This window comes from Thalassospira sp. Z349TD_5 (genome assembly GCF_056173045.1).
Map to the genome: position 1 here is coordinate 4,318,853 of NZ_CM149654.1, position 20,751 is coordinate 4,339,603.

At 53.8% G+C, this 20,751-nt stretch carries 22 protein-coding genes, 1 tRNA gene and 1 pseudogene; 13 read left to right on the forward strand and 11 right to left on the reverse strand.

The window, feature by feature from the left end:
* Positions 1-49: 49 nt before the first annotated feature.
* The 9 genes from AC0VXT_RS19820 to rph form a co-directional block, all read right to left on the reverse strand.
* Positions 50-961, reverse strand: a complete 912-nt coding sequence (locus AC0VXT_RS19820) for an LptA/OstA family protein (RefSeq protein ID WP_475546788.1) — start codon at positions 959-961, stop codon at positions 50-52.
* The gene (gene lptC / locus AC0VXT_RS19825) at positions 958-1,665 is read right to left on the reverse strand and encodes an LPS export ABC transporter periplasmic protein LptC (protein ID WP_101301506.1); all 708 of its coding nucleotides are present in this window, start codon (positions 1,663-1,665) and stop codon (positions 958-960) included. The genes AC0VXT_RS19820 and lptC overlap by 4 nt, the downstream gene beginning before the upstream one ends.
* A gap of 2 nt (positions 1,666-1,667) precedes the next feature.
* On the reverse strand, positions 1,668-2,690 hold the full coding sequence (locus AC0VXT_RS19830) for a KpsF/GutQ family sugar-phosphate isomerase (protein WP_475546789.1): 1,023 nt from the start codon (positions 2,688-2,690) through the stop codon (positions 1,668-1,670).
* Between the two features lie 167 nt (positions 2,691-2,857).
* On the reverse strand, positions 2,858-3,469 hold the full coding sequence (locus tag AC0VXT_RS19835; RefSeq protein ID WP_475546790.1) for a ribonuclease D: 612 nt from the start codon (positions 3,467-3,469) through the stop codon (positions 2,858-2,860).
* Positions 3,470-3,563: 94 nt separating this feature from the next.
* Positions 3,564-4,370, reverse strand: a complete 807-nt coding sequence (locus AC0VXT_RS19840; RefSeq protein WP_475546791.1) for a hypothetical protein — start codon at positions 4,368-4,370, stop codon at positions 3,564-3,566.
* Between the two features lie 175 nt (positions 4,371-4,545).
* Positions 4,546-4,632: transfer RNA gene (locus AC0VXT_RS19845), tRNA-Leu, on the reverse strand.
* 204 nt (positions 4,633-4,836) lie between these two features.
* Positions 4,837-6,030, reverse strand: a complete 1,194-nt coding sequence (gene hemW / locus AC0VXT_RS19850) for a radical SAM family heme chaperone HemW (protein WP_475546792.1) — start codon at positions 6,028-6,030, stop codon at positions 4,837-4,839.
* Positions 6,031-6,143: 113 nt separating this feature from the next.
* Entirely contained in the window at positions 6,144-6,740 is a 597-nt protein-coding gene (rdgB, locus tag AC0VXT_RS19855; protein WP_101301500.1) for an RdgB/HAM1 family non-canonical purine NTP pyrophosphatase, read from the reverse strand.
* Between the two features lie 190 nt (positions 6,741-6,930).
* Positions 6,931-7,647, reverse strand: coding sequence for a ribonuclease PH (rph, locus tag AC0VXT_RS19860; protein ID WP_101301498.1), 717 nt, complete (start codon positions 7,645-7,647; stop codon positions 6,931-6,933).
* Between the two features lie 289 nt (positions 7,648-7,936).
* Here rph and hrcA point away from each other — a divergent pair, with 289 nt between their 5' ends.
* The 3 genes from hrcA (at position 7,937) to AC0VXT_RS19875 (ending at position 10,649) form a co-directional block, all read left to right on the forward strand.
* Positions 7,937-8,995 carry a heat-inducible transcriptional repressor HrcA gene (gene hrcA, locus AC0VXT_RS19865; RefSeq protein ID WP_475546793.1) on the forward strand — a complete coding sequence of 353 codons (1,059 nt, stop codon included), beginning with the start codon at positions 7,937-7,939 and terminating at the stop codon, positions 8,993-8,995.
* Between the two features lie 52 nt (positions 8,996-9,047).
* Positions 9,048-9,689: a nucleotide exchange factor GrpE gene (gene grpE, locus AC0VXT_RS19870; protein WP_412777750.1), complete on the forward strand. Its 642-nt coding sequence runs from the start codon at positions 9,048-9,050 to the stop codon at positions 9,687-9,689.
* 213 nt (positions 9,690-9,902) lie between these two features.
* The gene (locus AC0VXT_RS19875; RefSeq protein ID WP_475546794.1) at positions 9,903-10,649 is read left to right on the forward strand and encodes an NAD-dependent deacylase; all 747 of its coding nucleotides are present in this window, start codon (positions 9,903-9,905) and stop codon (positions 10,647-10,649) included.
* 3 nt (positions 10,650-10,652) lie between these two features.
* On the opposite strand, the gene AC0VXT_RS19880 is transcribed toward AC0VXT_RS19875, so the two are convergent.
* Positions 10,653-11,333: an ArsR/SmtB family transcription factor gene (locus tag AC0VXT_RS19880; RefSeq protein ID WP_102783640.1), complete on the reverse strand. Its 681-nt coding sequence runs from the start codon at positions 11,331-11,333 to the stop codon at positions 10,653-10,655.
* Positions 11,334-11,409: 76 nt separating this feature from the next.
* Between AC0VXT_RS19880 and AC0VXT_RS19885 the strand changes: the two genes are divergently transcribed.
* From AC0VXT_RS19885 to AC0VXT_RS19895, 3 genes are read left to right on the forward strand one after another with little or no spacing between them, the layout of a single operon-like run.
* Entirely contained in the window at positions 11,410-12,327 is a 918-nt protein-coding gene (locus tag AC0VXT_RS19885) for a DMT family transporter (protein ID WP_475546795.1), read from the forward strand.
* Positions 12,328-12,340: 13 nt separating this feature from the next.
* Positions 12,341-12,682, forward strand: a complete 342-nt coding sequence (locus tag AC0VXT_RS19890) for an NIPSNAP family protein (protein ID WP_475546796.1) — start codon at positions 12,341-12,343, stop codon at positions 12,680-12,682.
* On the forward strand, positions 12,679-13,041 hold the full coding sequence (locus tag AC0VXT_RS19895; RefSeq protein WP_475546797.1) for an antibiotic biosynthesis monooxygenase family protein: 363 nt from the start codon (positions 12,679-12,681) through the stop codon (positions 13,039-13,041). The genes AC0VXT_RS19890 and AC0VXT_RS19895 overlap by 4 nt, the downstream gene beginning before the upstream one ends.
* Here the strand turns inward: AC0VXT_RS19895 and AC0VXT_RS19900 are convergent.
* Positions 13,038-13,985: a DMT family transporter gene (locus AC0VXT_RS19900; RefSeq protein ID WP_475546798.1), complete on the reverse strand. Its 948-nt coding sequence runs from the start codon at positions 13,983-13,985 to the stop codon at positions 13,038-13,040. The genes AC0VXT_RS19895 and AC0VXT_RS19900 overlap by 4 nt on opposite strands.
* 246 nt (positions 13,986-14,231) lie before the next feature.
* Here AC0VXT_RS19900 and AC0VXT_RS19905 point away from each other — a divergent pair, with 246 nt between their 5' ends.
* From AC0VXT_RS19905 to AC0VXT_RS19935, 7 genes and pseudogenes are all read left to right on the forward strand, one after another.
* Positions 14,232-15,170 carry a LysR family transcriptional regulator gene (locus tag AC0VXT_RS19905; protein WP_475546799.1) on the forward strand — a complete coding sequence of 313 codons (939 nt, stop codon included), beginning with the start codon at positions 14,232-14,234 and terminating at the stop codon, positions 15,168-15,170.
* Between the two features lie 120 nt (positions 15,171-15,290).
* Positions 15,291-16,169: a glycosyltransferase gene (locus tag AC0VXT_RS19910; protein WP_475546800.1), complete on the forward strand. Its 879-nt coding sequence runs from the start codon at positions 15,291-15,293 to the stop codon at positions 16,167-16,169.
* A gap of 164 nt (positions 16,170-16,333) precedes the next feature.
* A pseudogene (ppa, locus tag AC0VXT_RS19915) lies at positions 16,334-16,858 on the forward strand (inorganic diphosphatase).
* A gap of 334 nt (positions 16,859-17,192) precedes the next feature.
* On the forward strand, positions 17,193-17,735 hold the full coding sequence (locus tag AC0VXT_RS19920; protein WP_475546801.1) for a L,D-transpeptidase family protein: 543 nt from the start codon (positions 17,193-17,195) through the stop codon (positions 17,733-17,735).
* A gap of 69 nt (positions 17,736-17,804) precedes the next feature.
* Complete coding sequence (locus AC0VXT_RS19925; protein ID WP_022732889.1) at positions 17,805-18,779, forward strand: DUF2333 family protein; 975 nt, start codon at positions 17,805-17,807, stop codon at positions 18,777-18,779.
* A gap of 162 nt (positions 18,780-18,941) precedes the next feature.
* Positions 18,942-19,511, forward strand: a complete 570-nt coding sequence (locus AC0VXT_RS19930; protein ID WP_022732890.1) for a NifU family protein — start codon at positions 18,942-18,944, stop codon at positions 19,509-19,511.
* A 230-nt stretch (positions 19,512-19,741) separates the two neighbouring features.
* Entirely contained in the window at positions 19,742-20,734 is a 993-nt protein-coding gene (locus AC0VXT_RS19935; RefSeq protein WP_475546802.1) for a glucosaminidase domain-containing protein, read from the forward strand.
* Positions 20,735-20,751 lie beyond the last annotated feature (17 nt).

Here is a 20,751-nt window from a genome sequence, read left to right on the forward strand (position 1 = left end):
TGTCGGATTTTACGCCTTTGCGCGACCAGAACAAATTACCGACCTTTCCTCAATTTTCTGTCCCGGCGTCTGCCGGGCCGTCTTTTTCGTCTTTTTCGTCTTTTTCTGGGATCAGAAGGCCCCGGACACGGTTTTTGCTACCACCTGTGCCATTGGTCGTCAGGCGGCTGATGCCGGTATTCAGGTCAACAACCGCGCGATCCCCGTTCAACTGGTTCTCGCCGCGCGTAATCTTAACTGATCCGATCAAAGTAGCGATACCTGTTTTAGCATCATAAACCCCTTGATCACCAACGACAAAGTCGTTTGGTGTGCGGATTGTTACATTGCCGTCGCCGTCGATGCGGCGTAATTCGTTGGTCCCGCCTTCGCCCGGCTCGAACCGTGCAGTCAATGTATCGCCCCGCAATGTCCGGTCTTCGGCAACCGCAACCGCATTGCCACGGGCCACCGCAATCCGGTCGGTTTCCCAATATTCCAGACTTTCTTCCGCCGTCAGGGTTTCTTTCGGGGTTTGGTATTTCAGGTTTTCACCGGTCAATACCACAACCGCCTGATCAATATCGTAAACCGCCTTATCGCCGGTCGCGACATCGGTATCAGATGACAATCTGACGTTGCCGGTCGCAATGATGCGGTAAATCTCGCTGTTGCCATCGCGATCCCGATATAATGCCTGCAATTCATCGGCATCGACCCGCGATGTTCCGCGTTTGGCCACCGCATTACCGCGCGCAATCAGGATTTGCTCATTGCGGCGCCATTCAATGCCGTTGTCAGACTCAACCTCAAGCCCGCCACTGCCGTTCTGTGCCAGCCCCAGCGGATTGGCATGTGCCTGTTGCATCACGGCGGCCTGCATCAGGGTGCTTGCACCCACAATGCTTCCGACCAAAAGGGCCGTTGCCAATAAACGCCCTGCGGCTGCCTGTGTGCGGGCCAAACGCGCCGTTGCGATCATGACTTCCCTTTCAATGCACTATCGAAAATCACCATTTTGGCGTTCCCCAAAAAGCGGATGACCGCCCCTTTGTCTTCCAGTTCAAACCCGGAATCCGATTTGATCGTGCCAAACGGCCCCTGCCCATCAACCGGAACCGATCCGCTGGCATTGCCAACGTTCATTTCGATTTCAGCTTTCTGGGTGTGAATTTCAAACCCGTTATCGTGGTACATATTCACCGCCCCGACCAGATCAAGCACACCATCGGTTTCGGTATAGAACCCTTCATTGGCCGTCAGCGCAATCCACGAACCGTCTTCAAGCGTGATATCGGCCTGTGGGGTATCAAGGTAAACATGATCATCGTGACCGTCATCGGCCTGGTTTTCGATGGCTTCCTGTGCGGTGACGGTAAAAGGCTGCCGATTGCCGTCCACACCGAAAAAGCGCGGGTTGGACATGGCAACATTTTCCATCAAATCCTCAGGAGACGTCGAAAAACCAAGACGAAACCCACTGTCCTGAACCTGTTCGATCTGCGGCCATAACACCACCAACGCCATCAGGGTAAGCGCGATCAATGGCAAAACGAGTTTAAGCGACGTCACAATGATCCGGCGAAACGGATTGATCCGTACATCGCGCCGCCCGGACGGAAGTCGGTCACGGCTGCGTGCGTCACGCGCCGCTTTCTCAGCCTTTTGCGCCCGATCCTCGGCCATGCTCAGGCAACCCCCGACCGCAGCAGATCATGGATATGGACCAGTCCAACAGGCACTTGCGCCTCATCAAGCACGAACAAGGCGGTAATGCTGCGATCATTCATGATGGCAAGCGCTTCGACCGCCAGCGCCATTTCACTTGTCACCTTCGGCCCTGCCGTCATCACATCCATCACCTTCATCGCCACAATATTATTGGCCATGTGACGGCGCAAATCGCCATCGGTCACAATCCCGATCAGCTCACCGCGATCCCCAAGTACCCCGACACAGCCAAACGAATGGCTGGTCATGGTCACAAGCGCCTCGGACATCAGGGCATCCTTGGCTATCAGCGGCAGGCTGTCGGCTGGATGCATAACATCACGAACATGCAGCAACCGCTGACCCAGTTTGCCGCCGGGATGGAATGTGCGGAAATCTTCGGCGGAAAAGCCACGCCGCTCCATCAAGGTCACCGCCAGCGCATCGGCACAGGCCAGCATCGCGGTGGTTGAGGTCGTCGGCGCCTGCTTGTTCGGGCAGGCTTCCGGGCTTGCAGGCAACACCAGCGGGCAGTCGCTTTGCATCGCAAGCGAGCTGTGCGGTTTGCGCGTCATGCCGATCAGCGGCACATTAAACCGTCGTGTAAAGGCAATAATATCGGAAAGCTCCGGGGTTTCACCGGAATTGGACAGGGCCAAAACCCCGTCATCCTTGCCGATCATGCCAAGATCACCGTGGCTGGCTTCGGCCGGATGGACAAAAAACGATGGTGTGCCTGTCGAGGCAAAGGTCGCGGCAATCTTCTTGGCGATATGACCGCTTTTGCCCATCCCGGTGATCACAAGGCGACCTTTAAGCCCCTCAATCAGGTCAATCGCCGCACAGAAAGCACCATCAAGCGATTCGGCCAGTTCGTGTAAGGCAGTTGCTTCGATCTCAAGTACCCGGCGCGCCACTGCAAGATCGGCACTGGAAGCAGGTGCAGGGGTATGTCCGACATTTTGTGAGGCGTTTTGTTTGGCTTCTGGGGTCACTGTCATCTGTTTCTTGTTTGCGTTTCCCGCCCGGAACATCAGGCGCATTGACCAACATGCACGGCCATTTTGCCAAAACTATGAACCTGCCCGGTGCGGGGGTCAATTGCCTAGCACATCCGACATTCACAGGCGGTTAACCGATATGCAAATATCTGCAGGCGGTCAGAAAACTAGTGGGCAAAGATATCAGTTTCGTCCCAGCCCGAAAGATCCAGCGTCGCGCGCGTTGGCAGGAAGTCAAAACAGGCCTGCGCCAGTTCGGTGCGCCCTTCGCGTGCCAAACGACGATCCAGCTCTTCCTTGGCTTTATGCAAATACAAAACGTCCGACGCCGCATAATCGATCTGATCCTTGGAGAGCTCAGCCGCCCCCCAATCAGAACTTTGCTGCTGCTTGGAAATTTCGACCCCGACCAGCTCGCGCAACAGGTCTTTCAGACCATGACGGTCGGTATAGGTGCGGATCAGCTTGGAGGCGATTTTGGTACAATAAACCGGCGCGCAGCGCACACCGAGGTATTTGTCCATCACCGCAATGTCAAAACGCCCGAAGTGAAACAGCTTCAAAACGCTTGGATCAGCCAGCAATTTTTTAAGGTTCGGCGCGCTGTAATCTTCCCCATCAAACTTGACCAGATGGGCATCGCCATCACCGCTCGACAATTGCACGACACACAAACGGTCGCGATGCGGATTAAGGCCCATGGTCTCACTGTCAATGGCGACAACCTTACCAAGGTCAAGGTCGCCCGGCAGATCGCCGAGATGGAGGAAATTGGTCATCGCGGTGCTCCAAATGTCATGATTTGCCTGTTCTTAACACAGCAAACTGCGCGCCGCGACGCAAAAGTCGTGCCATTTGAACAATTACAGAGGTTCAATTCTCCCCTATAAGCTTCCTCTTTAAGTCAGACAGGACAGGATAGTCGTCCCAATTAATAAGCATTGAAGAAGGGTGTGTTGAGTTATATGCAACAATTATTTCAGCTGCTTTGGAATAGTTACCTTTAGAAATCAGATTATCGACAACGGCAACCAACGAGGGTCTCTTAATTGCATTGCATTTATCCCAAGCGTTGAATTCCTTTGGAGCATTCCATCTGTTGGAGAGTATTCTACTGTAAAAGCTAGAAAATTTTTCTGTCTCAATATTAGGAAAAAATTTTCTATAGTATTCATTAAATACAGGGTTTATTTTGTAGAATATATACGTACAACTATATTTTATATTTTCACTATCGTTCTCTGTAAATTTTGAATTTATGTTTAATTGATCATTAATATTTACAATAGAACCAGTGGTGGAGTGTTCAATATTTGATGCTGATGTACCCACACCTTTTTTCTCTGAGAAAGCGATTGATGCAGAGGTGTAAACATTAGCATATATTGGAATATTACCTTTATTCGTCAACTTAGCCTTTAATTCTGTAACATGATTACCGCTGTCATCAATGTATTGAGCAATCGGAAACTCAAATTCCAATTCGAATTTTGGGTTAAAGGCATGAAATTCTTCTATTTTACTTCGTCTTTTTTCTGCTTCATCCAGCCAGAATGCCCCCCAAATGATTGCAGCAATACCGAAATACGCCAAAACATCTTGGGGACCAGAAACAGAAAGAGCTCTCGGAACAAATCGAACAAAAGACAATATCCAAGGCGGCAAGCGTTTTGAAAACATTGACTGCTCATCTTTTCAATATGGCGCAACATAATTATTATATTATATAAGTACAACTTATTTGAAGATTTCAGTCAACCATGCAACCTCTGATTATCGACGCACCACAAGCATATTGATGCAATATGAACCCTAAAACGACAATACCCCAGCACATCAGAAATGTGCTGGGGTATGGTGCCCAGGAGAAGACTCGAACTTCCACGACCTTTCGGCCACTGGCACCTGAAGCCAGCGCGTCTACCAATTCCGCCACCTGGGCATAGGGGCTTGTGGTTTTGTTCCGACGCTATGCGCTGGAACGGGGCGGAATATACGCGGTCAGCTTGAAGTGTCAACCACCTTTTTGATGGTTTGATGAAACTAAACCGCGCAAGTTTCCACGGCACGCGGCTGATGCCCGTTCCATATCGGAAACATCACGGTTTTCATGGGTTTTTGGGCATTTTAATGCCGTCTGCTTACATCACGCTGCAGGGTCGAATAAGTAGCCCAATACACCGTTCAAACGGTTCCGTCCCTGATCAGTGGTGCGAAGCCCGGCCGAATCACAAATCAAATCCCCCGATCCGATCAGGGTTTCAAGCCGCGCATTATCCAAAACATCGCGCGGGCCTTTGCCAATGATCCGCTCAAACCGGGCTGCTGGAATGGTTTCATTAAGCCGCAAGCCCATCATCACCATTTCAAGCAGGCGCTCCTTGGCCTCAAGCACGGTTTCTTCCTGTGTGCCGTTCCCGGCCTTTTCCACGCGGTCCAGCCAGATATCAGGCGCCCGGTGGCGGCGCACTGCCGTCGGGACTGTGCTGCCATCTGGCTGAATGATCGCTTCGCGGCCATGCGCACCGGGACCGATACCAAGATAATCGCCATAGCGCCAATAAACCAGATTATGGCGGCTTTCCTGCCCCGGCTTGGCGTGATTGGACACCTCATAGCAGCCATAACCAGCCGCCTGCGTTTCTTCCTGCGTAATCTCATAAAGCTCGGTCGCAAGGTCTTCGTCGGGGACGACCAACTCACCGCGCTGATGCAGGGTATAAAACTGCGTGCCCGGCTCAATCGTCAACTGATAGAGCGAAATATGCCCATTGGCGATCGCAAGTCCCTCGCGGAGCTCCTTACGCCACGCCTTGGGATCATGTTCCGGACGGGCATAGATCAGGTCAAACGAAAACCGGTCAAACACCGATGTCGCAACATCCAGCGCCCGCATGGCTTCCTCAGCACTGTGCAACCGCCCAAGGAATTTGAGGTCACGGTCATTCAGCGCCTGAATGCCAATCGACACCCGGTTAATGCCATTGGCGGCAAAGGCCGAAAACCGGTCGATTTCAACCGTCCCCGGATTGGCTTCCAACGTGATTTCAATATCATCGGTCACGTTCCAGAACGTCTTGATGTCATCAATCAACGCACCCGCAGTTTCCGGATCCATCAGCGACGGCGTGCCACCCCCAAAAAACACCGACCCCACCGTCCGCCCCGGATGGCGGGCGGCACCCGCCGCCAGTTCGGCGCGCAATGCCTTGCGCCAGCGTACATGATCAACACTGTTGGCAACATGGCTGTTGAAATCGCAATAGGGGCATTTCGACAGGCAAAACGGCCAATGGATATAAATGCCAAACGGCACGGTTTCGGCGGAGGTTGCGGACACGCGAAATTCTTTTCAAATACGGGAATGTTGGCCGATAAACTAACACGCACCGCCGATCATGACATCAGCGATGCGTGCATATGTTCGATGCAGGGCAATGACCTGAACAAAGCTTATTTAAAGCAGGCCGCAACCAATTGCGCGAACGCATCGGCCCGGTGGCTCATTTCATGCTTTATGGCTGGCTCTATTTCGCCAAAGGTTTGATCATATCCCTTGGGCTGGAAAATCGGGTCATAGCCAAATCCATGACGGCCGCGTTTGGGCCAGACAATGTCGCCTTCAAGCCGCCCTTCGAAATTCTCAACATGCCCATCAGGCCACGCGAGTGACAGCGCACAGATAAACGATGCCCGGCGATCCGGATGGCTGCCGATCCCGTTCTGGACCTTTTCCATCGCCATATCAAAATCCTTGTCCGGCCCGGCCCAGCGCGCCGAATAAATACCGGGCGCCCCATCAAGGGCGGATACCGCAAGCCCGCTGTCATCGGCAAGGGCCGGAAGGTTCGCCCCCTTGGCCGCGGCAGTCGATTTTAGCTGCGCATTGCCAATAAAGGTCTTTTCGGTTTCTTCGGGTTCGGGAAGATCAAGGTCACCGGCCGAAAACACTTCAATCCCAAAGGGTGCGAGAAGGTCACCGATTTCCTTGATTTTACCTTTGTTGTGACTGGCGATAACCAGTTTTTTTTCCGTAAAGCGACGGGCCATGTTCTTGCCTGAAGATTTTCAATAGAGAAAGATCGAGATAGTCGAAAGATGAGCGTGGCGAGGTTCGTTTTATGCCGTGGCGAAAATGGCTGGTTTTGAGAACCGGCGCGCAGCGTACGTTAAGTACGTGAGCACCGGAAGCGCAGGAACCATCCATTTGCAGCCCGGCATGGAACGAAGACCGGCATGTTCAGAGGCCGAGAGCTTCGCGCTGTTTCGCAAACAATTCCTTGCAGCCTTTTTCAGCCAGCGCAAACATCTGATCATACGCTGCACGATCAAACGGCACGTCTTCGGCGGTGGCCTGCACTTCTACAATGCCGCCATTGCCAGCCAGAACAAAGTTGGCATCGGCCCCGGCATTGCTGTCTTCGGCGTAATCAAGATCAAGAACCGCGTTGCCGTTATAAATGCCGCACGAAATGGCTGCGACTGGCTGGGTCAGTGGAATTTCCTTAAGCAGGCCAAGGCGACGCACACCCTGAAACGCCAGATGGGCGGCAACATACGCCCCGGTGATCGATGCGGTGCGCGTGCCGCCATCGGCCTGAATGACATCGCAATCAAGGCGCATCTGCATTTCGCCCATGGCCTTCATATCCGTCACCGCACGGATCGAACGCCCGATCAAACGTTGAATTTCCTGAGTCCGGCCCGACTGACCACCGCGCGCAGCTTCACGGTTCATGCGACTGTCAGTCGCACGTGGCAGCATGCCATATTCTGCGGTGATCCAGCCCTTGCCAGAATTGCGCATCCAGCCCGGCACCTTATCCTCGACCGTTGCCGTACAAATGACATGGGTATCGCCAAATTTGATCATGCATGACCCTTCGGCATATTTAGAAATGCCGGTTTCAATCGAAACGTCGCGAAGCTGATCTTGGGTACGGCCGGATGGGCGCATGAGTGGGAACCTCTTGTTTGTCTGTACGGCACTGGCCTTGGCGACCAACGCGAATAATCTGAAATTTCGCCCAAAGTAAGATGACACCCGCCAAAGGTCCAGCAGTTTCCCCGTGATAATTGGCGCGATTCGCATTGCGCTTTGACGGGTTTTGAAACTAAGTACTTGATTGATGGTACCCTTGCGCTTCTCACTGCAAATCCGGTGCGATTGACGGTTGGACTTGGGCTGACTAAATTCGTATCACCTTTTGACGCAATCTTGCGCAAACTATGGTCACACACAGAAAATGGCGCATTTCGACGACACCCTACTTGGCGATATGAACGTGCGGACACGCGAAGTGTTCCGCCAGATCGTTGATGCCTACGTCGCAACCGGCGAACCCATCGGGTCACGGTCGATTGCACGCCGGATGTCTGAAAACCTGTCGGCGGCGACCATTCGCAATGTGATGTCTGACCTTGAAGACATGGGATTGCTGGTGGCCCCGCATGTCTCGGCCGGACGGTTGCCCAGTGAAAAGGGCCTTCGTCTTTTTGTGAATGCACTGATGGAGGTCGGTGACCTTCCCAATGCCGAACGCGATCAACTGACCAAAAATTGCGAACAGGCCGGTTATTCGCTTGATCAGATGCTGGGCGAAGCCACCACCATGTTATCGGGGCTGTCGCGCTGTGCCGGGCTTGTTGTCGCCCCCAAAACCGATGGATTGCGGCTCAAACAGATTGAATTTGTTGGGCTTTCACCGGGCAAGGTTCTTGCTGTACTGGTGTCGCAGAACGGCAACGTTGAAAATCGAATCCTTGATGTTCCAACAGATTTGCCCGGTTCGGCATTGACAGAAGCCGCGAATTATCTAAATAGCCGGTTGGCTGGAAAGACTCTTGACGATGCGCGCCTGTTGATCACCCAGGAACGTGATCAGTTGCGCCAGGAGCTTGACGACCTTTCAGCCGGATTGATTGATGCAGGCCTTGCAACATGGGCTGGCGGGATCAAGGGATCGTCCCTGATTGTTAAGGGTCAATCCCAGCTGTTGGAAAATATCGATACGATTGAACAGCTTGAATCCGTGCGCCGCCTGTTTAACGTGCTTGAGGCCCGCGATCAGATGATCGAACTGCTCGATGTGACAACGGACGCCCAGGGTGTTCAGATTTTCATCGGGTCGGAAAACAAATTATTCGGTGGATCGGGCCTTTCGATGGTGATTTCGCCCTATCAAAACGCCGAAGGCAGCATTGTGGGCGCAATCGGGGTTGTCGGACCAACCCGGATCAATTATGCCCGGATCATTCCGCTGGTCGATTACACCGCCAAACTGGTCGGTCAACTGATTGGATAAATCGCGGCGCTGCGTGTCAGGCCGCACTAACGTGAAAGTACATAGGTTAGCCATGTCGGAAACCGCAAAAAACACCCCGGACGATCTGCACGATGTAAATGCAGAGCAAGCCGCAGCCGAAGATATCGCAGCAGAGGCGAACGCGGCTGAGCACGAAGATGTCGTGATCGAGGATCCGATCACCGCCCTTGAAGCCGAAGTTGCCGAACTGAAAGACCGCCTGTTGCGTCAGGCCGCCGAGGTGGAAAACACCCGCCGCCGCGCCAAAAAGGATGTCGAGGACGCTGGCAACTACGCAATTACCAAATTTGCCCGTGAGCTTCTTGATGTTGGGGATAACCTGCGCCGCGCCCTTGATGCTGCTGGCGACACTTCCAATGCCGATCCGGCGATGAAAACGCTGTTTGAAGGCGTTGAAATGACCGAACAGACGCTTCTTAAGGCGCTTGAAAAGAACGGCGTTGAAAAGCTTGAACCGCTTGGTGAAAAACTTGATCCCAACAAACATCAGGCCGTGTTTGAAATGCCGAACCCGGAATATCCGGACGGGCACGTCGCACAGGTCATGCAGGCCGGTTATATGCTCAAAGGCCGCTTGCTGCGCCCTGCCATGGTCGGTGTGACCAAAAACCCGGCTGCTGAGCAAGCACCCAAGGACGACACTCCGGGCGGGAATGTCGATACCTCGGCCTAAGCACGACAGCACCAAAATAAACCGGTTTTAGCGGATCGGGTTTATCAACGGCCCTGCCAGACAGACTTGGCGGGGCCGTTTTGAGTCTAGACGCACAGAGATTCCCGCCTTTCGCGGGAATGACGTACTCTCTCAAGACGGTTACTCTGAATCCCTCTACAGTCGTCATGCCCGCGAAAAACATTGATTGCCAACCCGACAGGACACCTCCCCATGCCACTTCGTCCCGACCTGATTGACATCCTGCGCGATGAGGACGCCCCGATTGTCATTCTGACCGGGGCTGGCATTTCAAAGGAAAGCGGGCTGCACACATTCCGCGATCCCGATGGAATCTGGGCGAAATATGATATTTCTGACGTCGCCACCCCCGACGCCTTTGTCAATAATCCCGATCTGGTCCATCATTTTTACAATGACCGGCGCGCAGCCCTTCTGGGTTCGGATATCCAGCCCAACGCCGCCCATCATGCGCTTGCCCGGCTTGAAATTGAATGGCCCGGTGATGTTTTGCTGGTGACCCAGAATATTGATGATCTGCATGGCCGGGCCGGATCAAAAAACCTGATCCATATGCACGGCGAACTGCTTAAAATCCGCTGTAATCACTGTGATCTTCTGACCGCATGGGCAGACGACCTCGCCAAGGAAACTGTTTGCCCGTCGTGTGGCAAGGCATCTGGCTTGCGTCCGCATGTCGTCTGGTTTGGCGAAATGCCGCTTGAGATGGACCGCATCTATGCCGCTTTGGGTGATTGCGGATTGTTCATGTCGATTGGCACATCGGGCAATGTCTATCCGGCGGCCGGATTTGTTCAAGTTGCCCATGAAGAAGCCGGTGCCGAAACGGTCGAGCTCAACCTTGAACCGAGCACAGGTGCTACCCTGTTTGACCACGGCACTTATGGCCCGGCAACGGAACTGGTCCCCGCCTTTGTCGATGCGCTTTTAAAAAGCTGACCTTTAGTCTCCAACCAGTTCGCGAAATTTTTGCTCCCCTTCGGCACTGAACCGGACAATCCGCGACTCGTTCATCCGCCGAGCCCAGCCCAGATCGTAAAACCGATCCAGCAACGCCGCCCCGAACGACCCAGCCAGATGCGATTGTCGGGCACTCCAGTCCAGACATTCACGGCATAACGGACGGCGATTTTGGCGCAATGCCGCCAGATCAATGCCAAACCCGTTGGCAAAATCCACCCCGGCATCGGTCAGAGCCACACCATTCAAATCGGTCTTGATAAGCTTGCGTTTTGACAGACCGTCAAACAGCGCCACGCCCATATCCCCCGCCAAATGGTCGTAACACACCCGTGCGCGACGCAATTCGGGGTCTTTCGGGCCGGTACGCACCCGGTTGTGCCCGACCCGATTGGCAATCCCCATCATGACTTCAAGCGCCTCGACAATATCGGGACCAGACAACGTGAAATAGCGATGCCGCCCCTGCTTGCGCGGGATCACAATCTGTCCGGCTTCAAGTTTTGCCAGATGTGAACTTGCTGTTTGCGGTGTTACCCCGGCTTCCTGTGCCAATTCGGTTGCGGTTAATGCTTTGCCGCCCATTAAGGCGGTCAGCATATTTGCGCGTGCCGGATCGCCAAGCAAAGCGGCCACGCGGGCAATATCGGGTCCTTCTTTCATAGTTCGATGCTAGTCGAAGCATTGACTGCAAACAATCGGTTATCTGTTCTGAATTGTATCCAGTCCGGAGAACCACATGACGCCGTCAAAACCATCCCTGCCACTTGAAATCGGTTTGCTGGCTGTACTCGCCCTGCTTTGGGGGGCGTCATACCTGTTCATCAAAATCGCAGTAACCGATATCCCGCCAATCACCTTGATTGCGATCAGAGTCGGTATCGCATCGCTGTTTCTTCTTGCCGTCATGTTGTGGCGCGGCGAGCGTTTTCCGCGCGATGGCAAGGTTCTTGGCATGTTGCTGATCCAGTCGGTTCTCAACAGTCTTGGTGCCTGGACCATCCTTGCCTGGGGGCAGCAACATGTCGATAGCGGCCTTGCGAGCGTGTTGAACTCGACATCGCCGATTTTTGTCTTCCTGATCACGGCCTTTCTTGCACACCATGAACGGATTGATCTGCTCCGTCTCGTTGGCGCGTGTCTTGGCCTCGCGGGTGTGGTTCTCATTGTCGGTCCCGGTGTCATTACCGGCCTTGGACAACATGTCGGCGGTCAGCTCGCTGTTCTGACCGGGGCAATCCTTTATGCCGGGGCTGCGATCTATGGCAGACGTTTTAACGCTCTGCCCGCCACTGTCACCGCTGCTGCGACCATGATCTGGGCCAGCATCTTTTTGATCCCGGCGAGTCTGATACTGGACCGTCCGTGGACATTGGCCCCATCAACAACCGCCATTCTTGCAACACTCGCTCTGTCGGTTTTTTGCACGGCAATCGCCTTGCTGATCTATTTCCGGCTTTTGCGTACGCTCGGCTCCATCGGGGTTGCCAGCCAAAGCTATCTACGCGCCGGGATCGGCGTTTTGCTTGGCAGTCTATTACTTGGCGAAACCATAAGTCCACCGGCTGTTGCCGGTATCCTCTGCGCACTTGTCGGCGTCGCCATCATCAATATTCCGCGCCCATTCCGACAAGCATCTCCTTCCCCAAAAAAGTAAGAAAGACTGAACCATGATCACCTGTTTCATCCGCTATGAAATTGATCCCTATAAAAAGGATGCCTTCATCGAATATGCCCGCAACTGGGAGCAGGCCATTCCACGCTGCGGGGCGGACCTTGTTGGCTATTTCGCACCACATGAAGGATCGGTTTCGACCGCCTATGGTATCTATCATTTGCCCGATCTGGCATCCTATGAGGCCTATCGCGCAAAACTAGCCGCCGATCCGCTGGGTCAGGAGAACTATGAATTTTCACAGCGCGAAAAATTCATCCTGCGCGAAGAACGCCAGTTTCTGAAAATTGCCTCCACACCCCATGCTGGCCCGCAGACGGAGCTTATCAAGCCATGATCGCCGTGATTTTCGAAGTCACCCCGCATAAGGCGCATTACGACGAATATCTCGCCATCGCTGGCGAGCTGCTCCCGATTCTGCAAGACATCGATGGTTTTATCTCGATCGAACGGTTCAATTCGCTCACCACACCGGGCAAGGTTTTATCCCTGTCGTTCTGGCGCGATGAGGATGCAGTCAAGGCATGGCGCAATGTTGCCGAACACCGGGCGGCCCAGCATGAGGGCCGCAACCGCGTCTTTGCCGATTACCGCCTTCGGGTGGCCGGGGTAATCCGCGATTACGGCATGACGCCACGCGATCAGGCCCCCGATGATTCACACGCCCATCACGACATGGCAGGTAATAAGCCTTAGGTTTTGACACTAACCGGTTTCGGGGATGGAGCCTCCTCCCCGAGGCTGGCAGCCTCATCAACCTCAACCGGTGTGGCCCCACCCTTGTAATCAAGCAACATCACCGCCAGCACAACAATACCCGCTCCGATGAAAATGACCGGCATCGGCAGCATGTCAAAAAAGATCAAATCCATGGCCACCGAAAACGGCAACGCGGTATAGGCTGCGGGCGACACCACGCTGGCATCGGCCACACGCACCGCACGCAACACCATGTAATTGGTCATCATGGCAAAGAACCCGGCACCCGATGAATACAGCCAATCGGCCAAAGACGCCGGATGCCAGGTGATGATGGCAATCGGCACCCAGATGATCACCGCAATGATTTGCGGCCAGAACAGCATTGAAAAATTGGTTTCCGTGCGAGTCAGCACCTTGGCAAACAAGGTTTGGGCGGAAAAACAAAACGCCCCGATCAGTGCCGCGCCGACACCAAGTGGCACGCCAAAGCCGTCCATACGCGGCGCGCACATCACCCACACCCCGACCAGTCCAAGTAGGGTCGCGATCAGTTTACGCGCCGTCAGCTTTTCACCCAGAATCACCACCGCCAGTAGCACGGTCAGAAGGGCCTCGATAAACAAATAGGCATTGACCTCGGCGATGCTCATTTGACGCAGGGCAAAGAACACAAAGAACAACGAGCCATACCACAACAGCCCACGCGCAACATGCGCCATGGGGCGTTTGGTCCGCACCAGACGTGTGCCGAGAAACATCACAATGATCAGGAAAACCGGAACCGTGGTAAGCGCCCGCATCGCAAGGATTTGTGCGGTGGGCACATCATGCGAGACCAGCTTGGCACAGACATCGACACAAACGCCCGATGCCATGGCCGCAGTCATCCACAAAACACCGCGGACATTTCCGCTAAGGCGCAACAGCGTCTCGGTCATGATCGTTCCTGAGTGAAAATGATAATGGGGGTTTCCGGCATCCCGGGGAGACTGCTGCGTGGTGGCGCAAGGAGACATCTTTTGCAAAGCAGGCCGGAAACCCTTATGGCGATGATCCTGCCTGCAAACTTGTCAAAATACGAATGAGGAGTTTTCAGCCATTGCTGAGATTTTTTTGCCCCACTTCGCGAGCGATCCTGATAGACAGTAAAGCCCTGCAAAAATCAGCCCTGACGGATATGCCCCATGCGTCGCAAATTGCCACCGCTCCGCGCACTTGTCGCCTTTGAAGCCACCGCCCGCCACCAAAGTGTCAAGGGGGCGGCTGAGGAATTGCATGTCACGCAAAGTGCGATCAGCCATCAGCTGCGTCAGTTGGAAGAAAACCTTGGCGTGGTGCTGTTTACCCGCAAGGGCCGTGGCCTTAGCCCAACCAAATCGGCCGAACTTTTATTGCCGCGCCTGACCGAGGCGCTGGACGGCATTGCCGATATCACCGGCGAAGTCGGCCCCGATAAAGGCAAGGCCATCCGCATTGGCGCGCTGGCGACCCCGGCCCTGACGGTTTTGCTGTACGAACTTGATAACCTGCGCGGTCGTCTACCCTCAGACATTCCGGTCCAGTTTCGCAAGATTGAATTTGATGACGACCTTGATCCGCTTGAGATTGATCTGGCCCTGCAAATCGCCCCCAAAGACCTGCCGGGTCCGGAAAACTGGATCACTGAACTTTTGACACCCGAAGTTTATACTGCCTTTGCCGCCCCGGAATGGCTGGAAAAACGCGGGCTTGATGCCTGTAAAATTGATGTCGGGCAGTTGGGCCCGCGCGATATTTTGCTGATCGACAGCGACAGTGAACAGTTCTCCCAGATCGAACAATGGTTCAAGGACGCCCACTTCTCCCTCACTGATTGCTGGACCTTCAGCCACCATATCTGGGCGCTCGAAGCCGCACGCGCCGGACAGGGCATTGTTGCCAGCACCGATGTCGTTGCCCGCAATTATGTCGAACGCGGTGAGTTGGTCGCGCTGAATTTCCCCGATTTCATTTCGCACTGGTGGTACCGCCTTCTGATCCGCCCGGCCCGACAAAAAGACCCGGTCGTCATCGAAGCCGCCAACTGGATCCGCGAACTGATCAATCCCAGAACTGCTTCGCTTGCGCGGCGCAAGGTTTTGTAATCGATTTGTCCATTGCCCTTCCCTCTATCAAAGGTTAGGATTTGCGCAGAATAAGGTTGTGGAAACATTCGAATCCCGCCGATACAAAAATGGGGTACTTTGGGGAAGATGACATCCTTGGTGTCGGTCGTCGTTACGACCTATAACTGGCCAGAAGCACTTTCCATGGTGTTAAATTCTCTGGGCGACCAGAATGATCGAAATTTCGAAATCATCATCGCCGATGACGGATCAGTCGGTGAAACCACCCGTGTGATTGAGAATTTTGCTGCCAAATCCCCCATCCCGATCAAACATTACTGGCATGAAGACAGCGGTTTTCGTGTTGCCCACGCCCGCAACGGCGCGATTTCCATGGCAGCGGGCGAACTTGTCATCTTCATTGATGGCGATTGCTGCGTCATGCCGGACTTCGTCACCCGTCACCGCAAAGCCTCCCAAGCAGGCTGTCTGGTATCGGGCAAACGTGTATTTCTCAAAAAGCGCCTGACCAAGACACTTCTGGCGCGCCGATGGGCCTTTCATAAATGGCCTCGTGGTGGGTTTTTGATGCTTGCCCTTATGGGGCTTACCAATCGCCCCTTCCAGTTCATCCGACTGCCGCACAAAGGGCCTTGGCTTTGGGAACATCATGACTGCTGGCGCAAAGCACAGACCTGCAATCTCGGAGTTTTCAAATCCGATATCGACCGTATTCAAGGATTCGATGAAGCATACGAAGGGCACGGATGGGAAGACTCCGACTTCGTTTTACGTCTTTTGCGATCTGGCTTGAAACGCAAAAATGTCGAATATTGCTCGCCAGTTTTGCATTTGTATCATGCACGCGGAACGGCCAGCCGGGATGCCAACCGTCCCGAAAGTGCGGTTTCCAACTGGTCACTGTTTAATGATCACCTATTAAACGACGGCGAACGCTTCCTGCCATCAGGCCAAAACGCATCTGCATCGCAGCAAAAAACAGATGACAACTTGGCACGCAATCCAGAGTTTGTCTAAATTTCGACCAAGGGTGCATATGCATCCCCTTGGAACTGGCAACATTTCACGATAAAAGGGCGGCATCATTCTCCTTCGGGTGCATTTGCGCACCTTCGAAGCCGAAAACAGTCGTCCCGATCATTCGGGGCATGCCTTTATAAAAGCGAAAGGGATTTTCCCAGATGGATCTCAATAAGATTCCCGTCGGTAAAGATGTTCCGTGGGACGTCAACGTCGTCATCGAAATTCCGCAGGGCGGTCCGGTCAAATACGAAGTCGACAAGGATTCCGGTGCGGTATTCGTTGACCGTTTTCTGCATACCTCGATGTACTACCCGGTCAATTACGGCTTCATCCCCAACACCCTTGGTGAAGACGGTGACCCGGTTGATGCGATGGTCATGTTCCGCGAGCCTGTTGTTGCTGGTTCGGTGATCCGGGCCCGTCCGGTCGGTGTTCTGATTATGGAAGACGAAGCCGGTCAGGACGAAAAACTGATCTGTGTTCCCCATGACAAGATCGACCCCTATTACACCGACATCAAATCGCATGAAGATCTGCCACAGATTTTCCGTGATCAGATTTAGCACTTTTTCGAACGCTACAAAGATCTCGAAAAAGGAAAATGGGTCAAAGTCACCGGTTGGGAAGGCGCTGAAAAAGCCGCCAGCCTGATCGAAGAAGGTGTGACCCGTCTCGCCAAGTAATTGGACTGACGCCAAGCGATAGATTTTACAGCAACGCTCTGTCTCATGGCAGGGCGTTGTTTTTTTCACCTATGGCGAAATGCGATCGGGCTTGCCATATCTAAAATACAGACAAACACGCCATTCCCCGCCCTATCGACAGGTCTTTTTAAAGACCGACAAGGCCAGGCAGCAAAATTAATCGTATCAATGATTTGTGAACGGACTTGCGAAACGTTCGATTTGCCACATTTCTACCGTTGTTGTTTTGCACCGTCCCTGTGACAGCTGATGAACATCGATTTGAAACGCTGTCCAAGACGACATTGCCCATTGCCACGAGGAAACTGATCGAATGCAAAGCGAGGCCATCGCACATTCTGTTTCCCAGCCGGTCGAGATTTCTGTCTCGTCGGATGGCATGCTGCGCGTGGGTGATGATGCTTTTCGCTGCGCGCTGGGGGTAAACGGTGTCATTGAGGCCAAGGATAAAACCGAAGGCGATGGCAAAACCCCGGCCGGTCGCTGGCGGCTGCGCTACGTGATGTATCGCGCGGATCACAGACCGTGCCCGCGCACCAAATTGCCGGTAACAACAATTTCCTTTGCCGATGGCTGGTGCGACGACCCAACCCATCGTGACTATAACTGCCCGGTACGCCTGCCGTTCGATGCCAGCCATGAGAAGCTATGGCGTGACGATAACGTCTATAACATCGTGGTTGTCCTTGGCCATAATGATGACCCGCCGGTTCCCGGAAAAGGGTCTGCAATCTTTATGCATGTCGCCAAACCCGGTTACATTGGCACAGAAGGCTGCGTCGCCTTGTCAGAACCCGATCTGGAAACAGTTCTGCGTCTGGCAGCGTATGACACATACATCACCATCAATCCGTAAAATCATGCACTTGCCGTTTGAGCGCTGACATCCTAGGTTCATTGGCCGGATATAATTACAGGACAGGTCATGATTGAAGACGATTATCTCTATAAAAAAGGTGGCATAGCAGGTTTTGGATCGCGTCTGAAAGGTGTTTTCGGATCGCGCAAATTCTGGCTGCGCGGCCTTGCCATAATCGTTCTTGTCGCTGCGGTATATTATCCCGCAGGCATGGCAATGATCCACAACGTCGATGATAATCCGGATTTTTCTGGCAATTATCAAGGTGGCAGCCATGCGGTCAACACCGCCGCTGCCCTGATTGACCGCGAAGTTAATCAGAATCGCTGGACGGCAAATGATCCGTTTTTCCTGCCCGGCGGGGCTCTTGACAATATGCCAAACTTCCAGACCGGCATTATCTATGCCCTGTCGCGCTTTTCGATCGAGCTGTCTGATCAGATTGGCCGCACACGCGGATCAAGTCAGGTCGATCCGGATCTTGACAATGCCGCAGGCCTGTTGAAATTCCGTGGTGACAAATGGGTGTTTGATCCCAGTGTATCGCTGCTGCCCGGTGTCACCTCTGAACAGCAATATCGCGACGCCATCCGTTCGCTCGATAAATATAATCAGCGCCTGATCAACGGAAATGCGGTTTTTGAACGCCGCGCCGATAACCTGCAGGAAACCCTGAACCGGTTTGCCAATGATCTTGGTTCGGCATCTGCCGTGATTGACGACAAGGTTGACGCTCCGTCGGTCTTTGATCGTACGGCTGATGACGTGTTCTATGCCACCAAGGGCCGCCTTTATGCCTATAGCCTGATCTTGCGCGATCTTGGCACCGATTTCGAACAGGTCATCAATGAGCGCCAGGTCGCCCCGGCATGGGCAGAAATGGTTGGCTCTCTTCAGGCCGCTGCCGCCCTTGATCCGCTGGTGGTGGTCAATGGGTCGGCTGACGGCATCATTTTCCCCAACCATCTGGCAGGTCTTGGTTTTTACCTGCTCAGGGCCCGCACTCAGATACGCGAAATCAGCAGCATCCTGCAGCGCTAATCATCATTTTGGCTCCCTATCGCAGCTTGCGAATACCTGACCCGCGCGCTGCGACTTGATCTTTTCGCCTTTTTGCCCCATTTAAGGGCTAACCATATGAAACGCAGATTGCCGAGCGGGCGCGCATTCGCCCCGGTAATCAGAGTGAGAGGACAAGCAACCATGTTCATTCAAACCGAACCGACCCCGAACCCCGCGACGCTCAAATTCCTGCCGGGCGAAGAGGTTATGGGCCGTCTGGGCACAGCAAACTTTGTCAAAAGCGACGAAGCCGTCAAATCGCCGCTGGCGCGCAAGCTGTTTGAAGTTGATGGCATCGCCGGTGTCTTTCTCGGCGGTGATTTCATCACCATCACCAAAGACGACTCCAAAGACTGGCAGACCCTGAAACCCCAGGTTCTCGGCGGGATCATGGAGCATTACACCTCTGGTCAGTCGGTTCTTGATCAAAATTCGGATGCCGCAACCGGCGCCAGTACCGCGGCCGAAGGTGACAACGAACTGGTCAGCCAGATCAAGGAACTGCTTGATACCCGTGTCCGCCCGGCCGTGGCACAGGATGGCGGCGACATTGTCTTCCATAAGTTCGAAGACGGTGTTGTTTACCTTGAAATGCACGGCGCATGTGCCGGCTGCCCCAGCAGCACCGCGACCCTGAAAATGGGCATTGAAAACATGCTGCGCTATTACGTGCCTGAAGTTCAGGCTGTTGAACCCGTCATGGCTGACTAATTTTCCGAGTCGTTAAAAAATTCTTACGCCCGGCGCAAACTTTTCTGTGCGCCGGGCGTTCTTATTGCGCGCCGAACGTAAAGGATCGCGGGGACTTCTCAACCACGGGAATATTGTCCGTTGCGATCCCTGCCGTCGGCAGGCATAGATAACGGCCACTTGGGATGGACAGTGTAGGGTCAGGACCTATTAATTCATTACGTCCTGACCCTAGTGACCCTGGAGATAGAATGATGACTAGCGCAGAAACTGGAAATTACCGTAAAATTGCGCTCGCTTCGCTCGTCGGAGCGGTCAGCTTACTCTATATTGGCATTTTTGCCGGAATTGATATTTCGCCAGTACCAACAAGCCCCGACACAGAAACTTCTGTGGAGGTGATTGATGATGCTGTTGTCAAAAAAACCAAACCGGCCTATCGCCGGGGTCCTGAAGTCATCGCACTGGGCCAGTACTTCAAAAGCATCGGCTATCGCCTGCCCGATGTTACCGAAGTCCCGCGCGTTTACATCAAACGCGTCCCCAAAGGGCTTGGCGAACTGGCATCTGTCGATGAACGCAAACAGCTTTTCCTCCGCATCATGCTGCCGCTCTCGATGCGCGTGAACGAGGAAATCATTGTCCGTCGTGAACGGTTGATGGCCATTCAGGCCAAAGGTATTTCCGGCATCCCGGTCAACGCCAATGATCAGCAATGGGTCGAACAACTGATGAAACGCTATCGCGTGACCGATGGTGGCATCACGGCCTTGCTTGAACGCATCGACATTATCCCGACCTCCTTAATGCTCGCCCAGTCGGCTGAGGAAAGCGGTTGGGGCACGTCGCGTTTCGTGCGCAAGGGCAATGCCCTGTTTGGTCAATGGGCGTGGGGCGATGACGAAGGCATTGTTCCCGAAGATCGCGAAGATGGCAAAACCCACGTCATCAAGGCCTTTGCCAGCCTGATGGACAGTGTGCGGGCCTATGCACGCAACATCAATTCACATCCGGCCTATCAGGTGCTGCGCGAAAAACGCGCTGAGCTGCGCGCCGACGGGCAGTTGGTCACAGGCTGGGACCTTGCATCCACCCTGACAAAATATTCCGAACGCGGCGAAGAATATGTCGATAGCCTGCATGCCATCATGCGGGTCAACGATCTGACCGACCTTGACGGACTGGCGTTTGCCGCAGATGACGTGCCACCCCCACCAAAGGTTCTGGCATTTCTTGAAGACTGATCAGACCTGTTGTCACC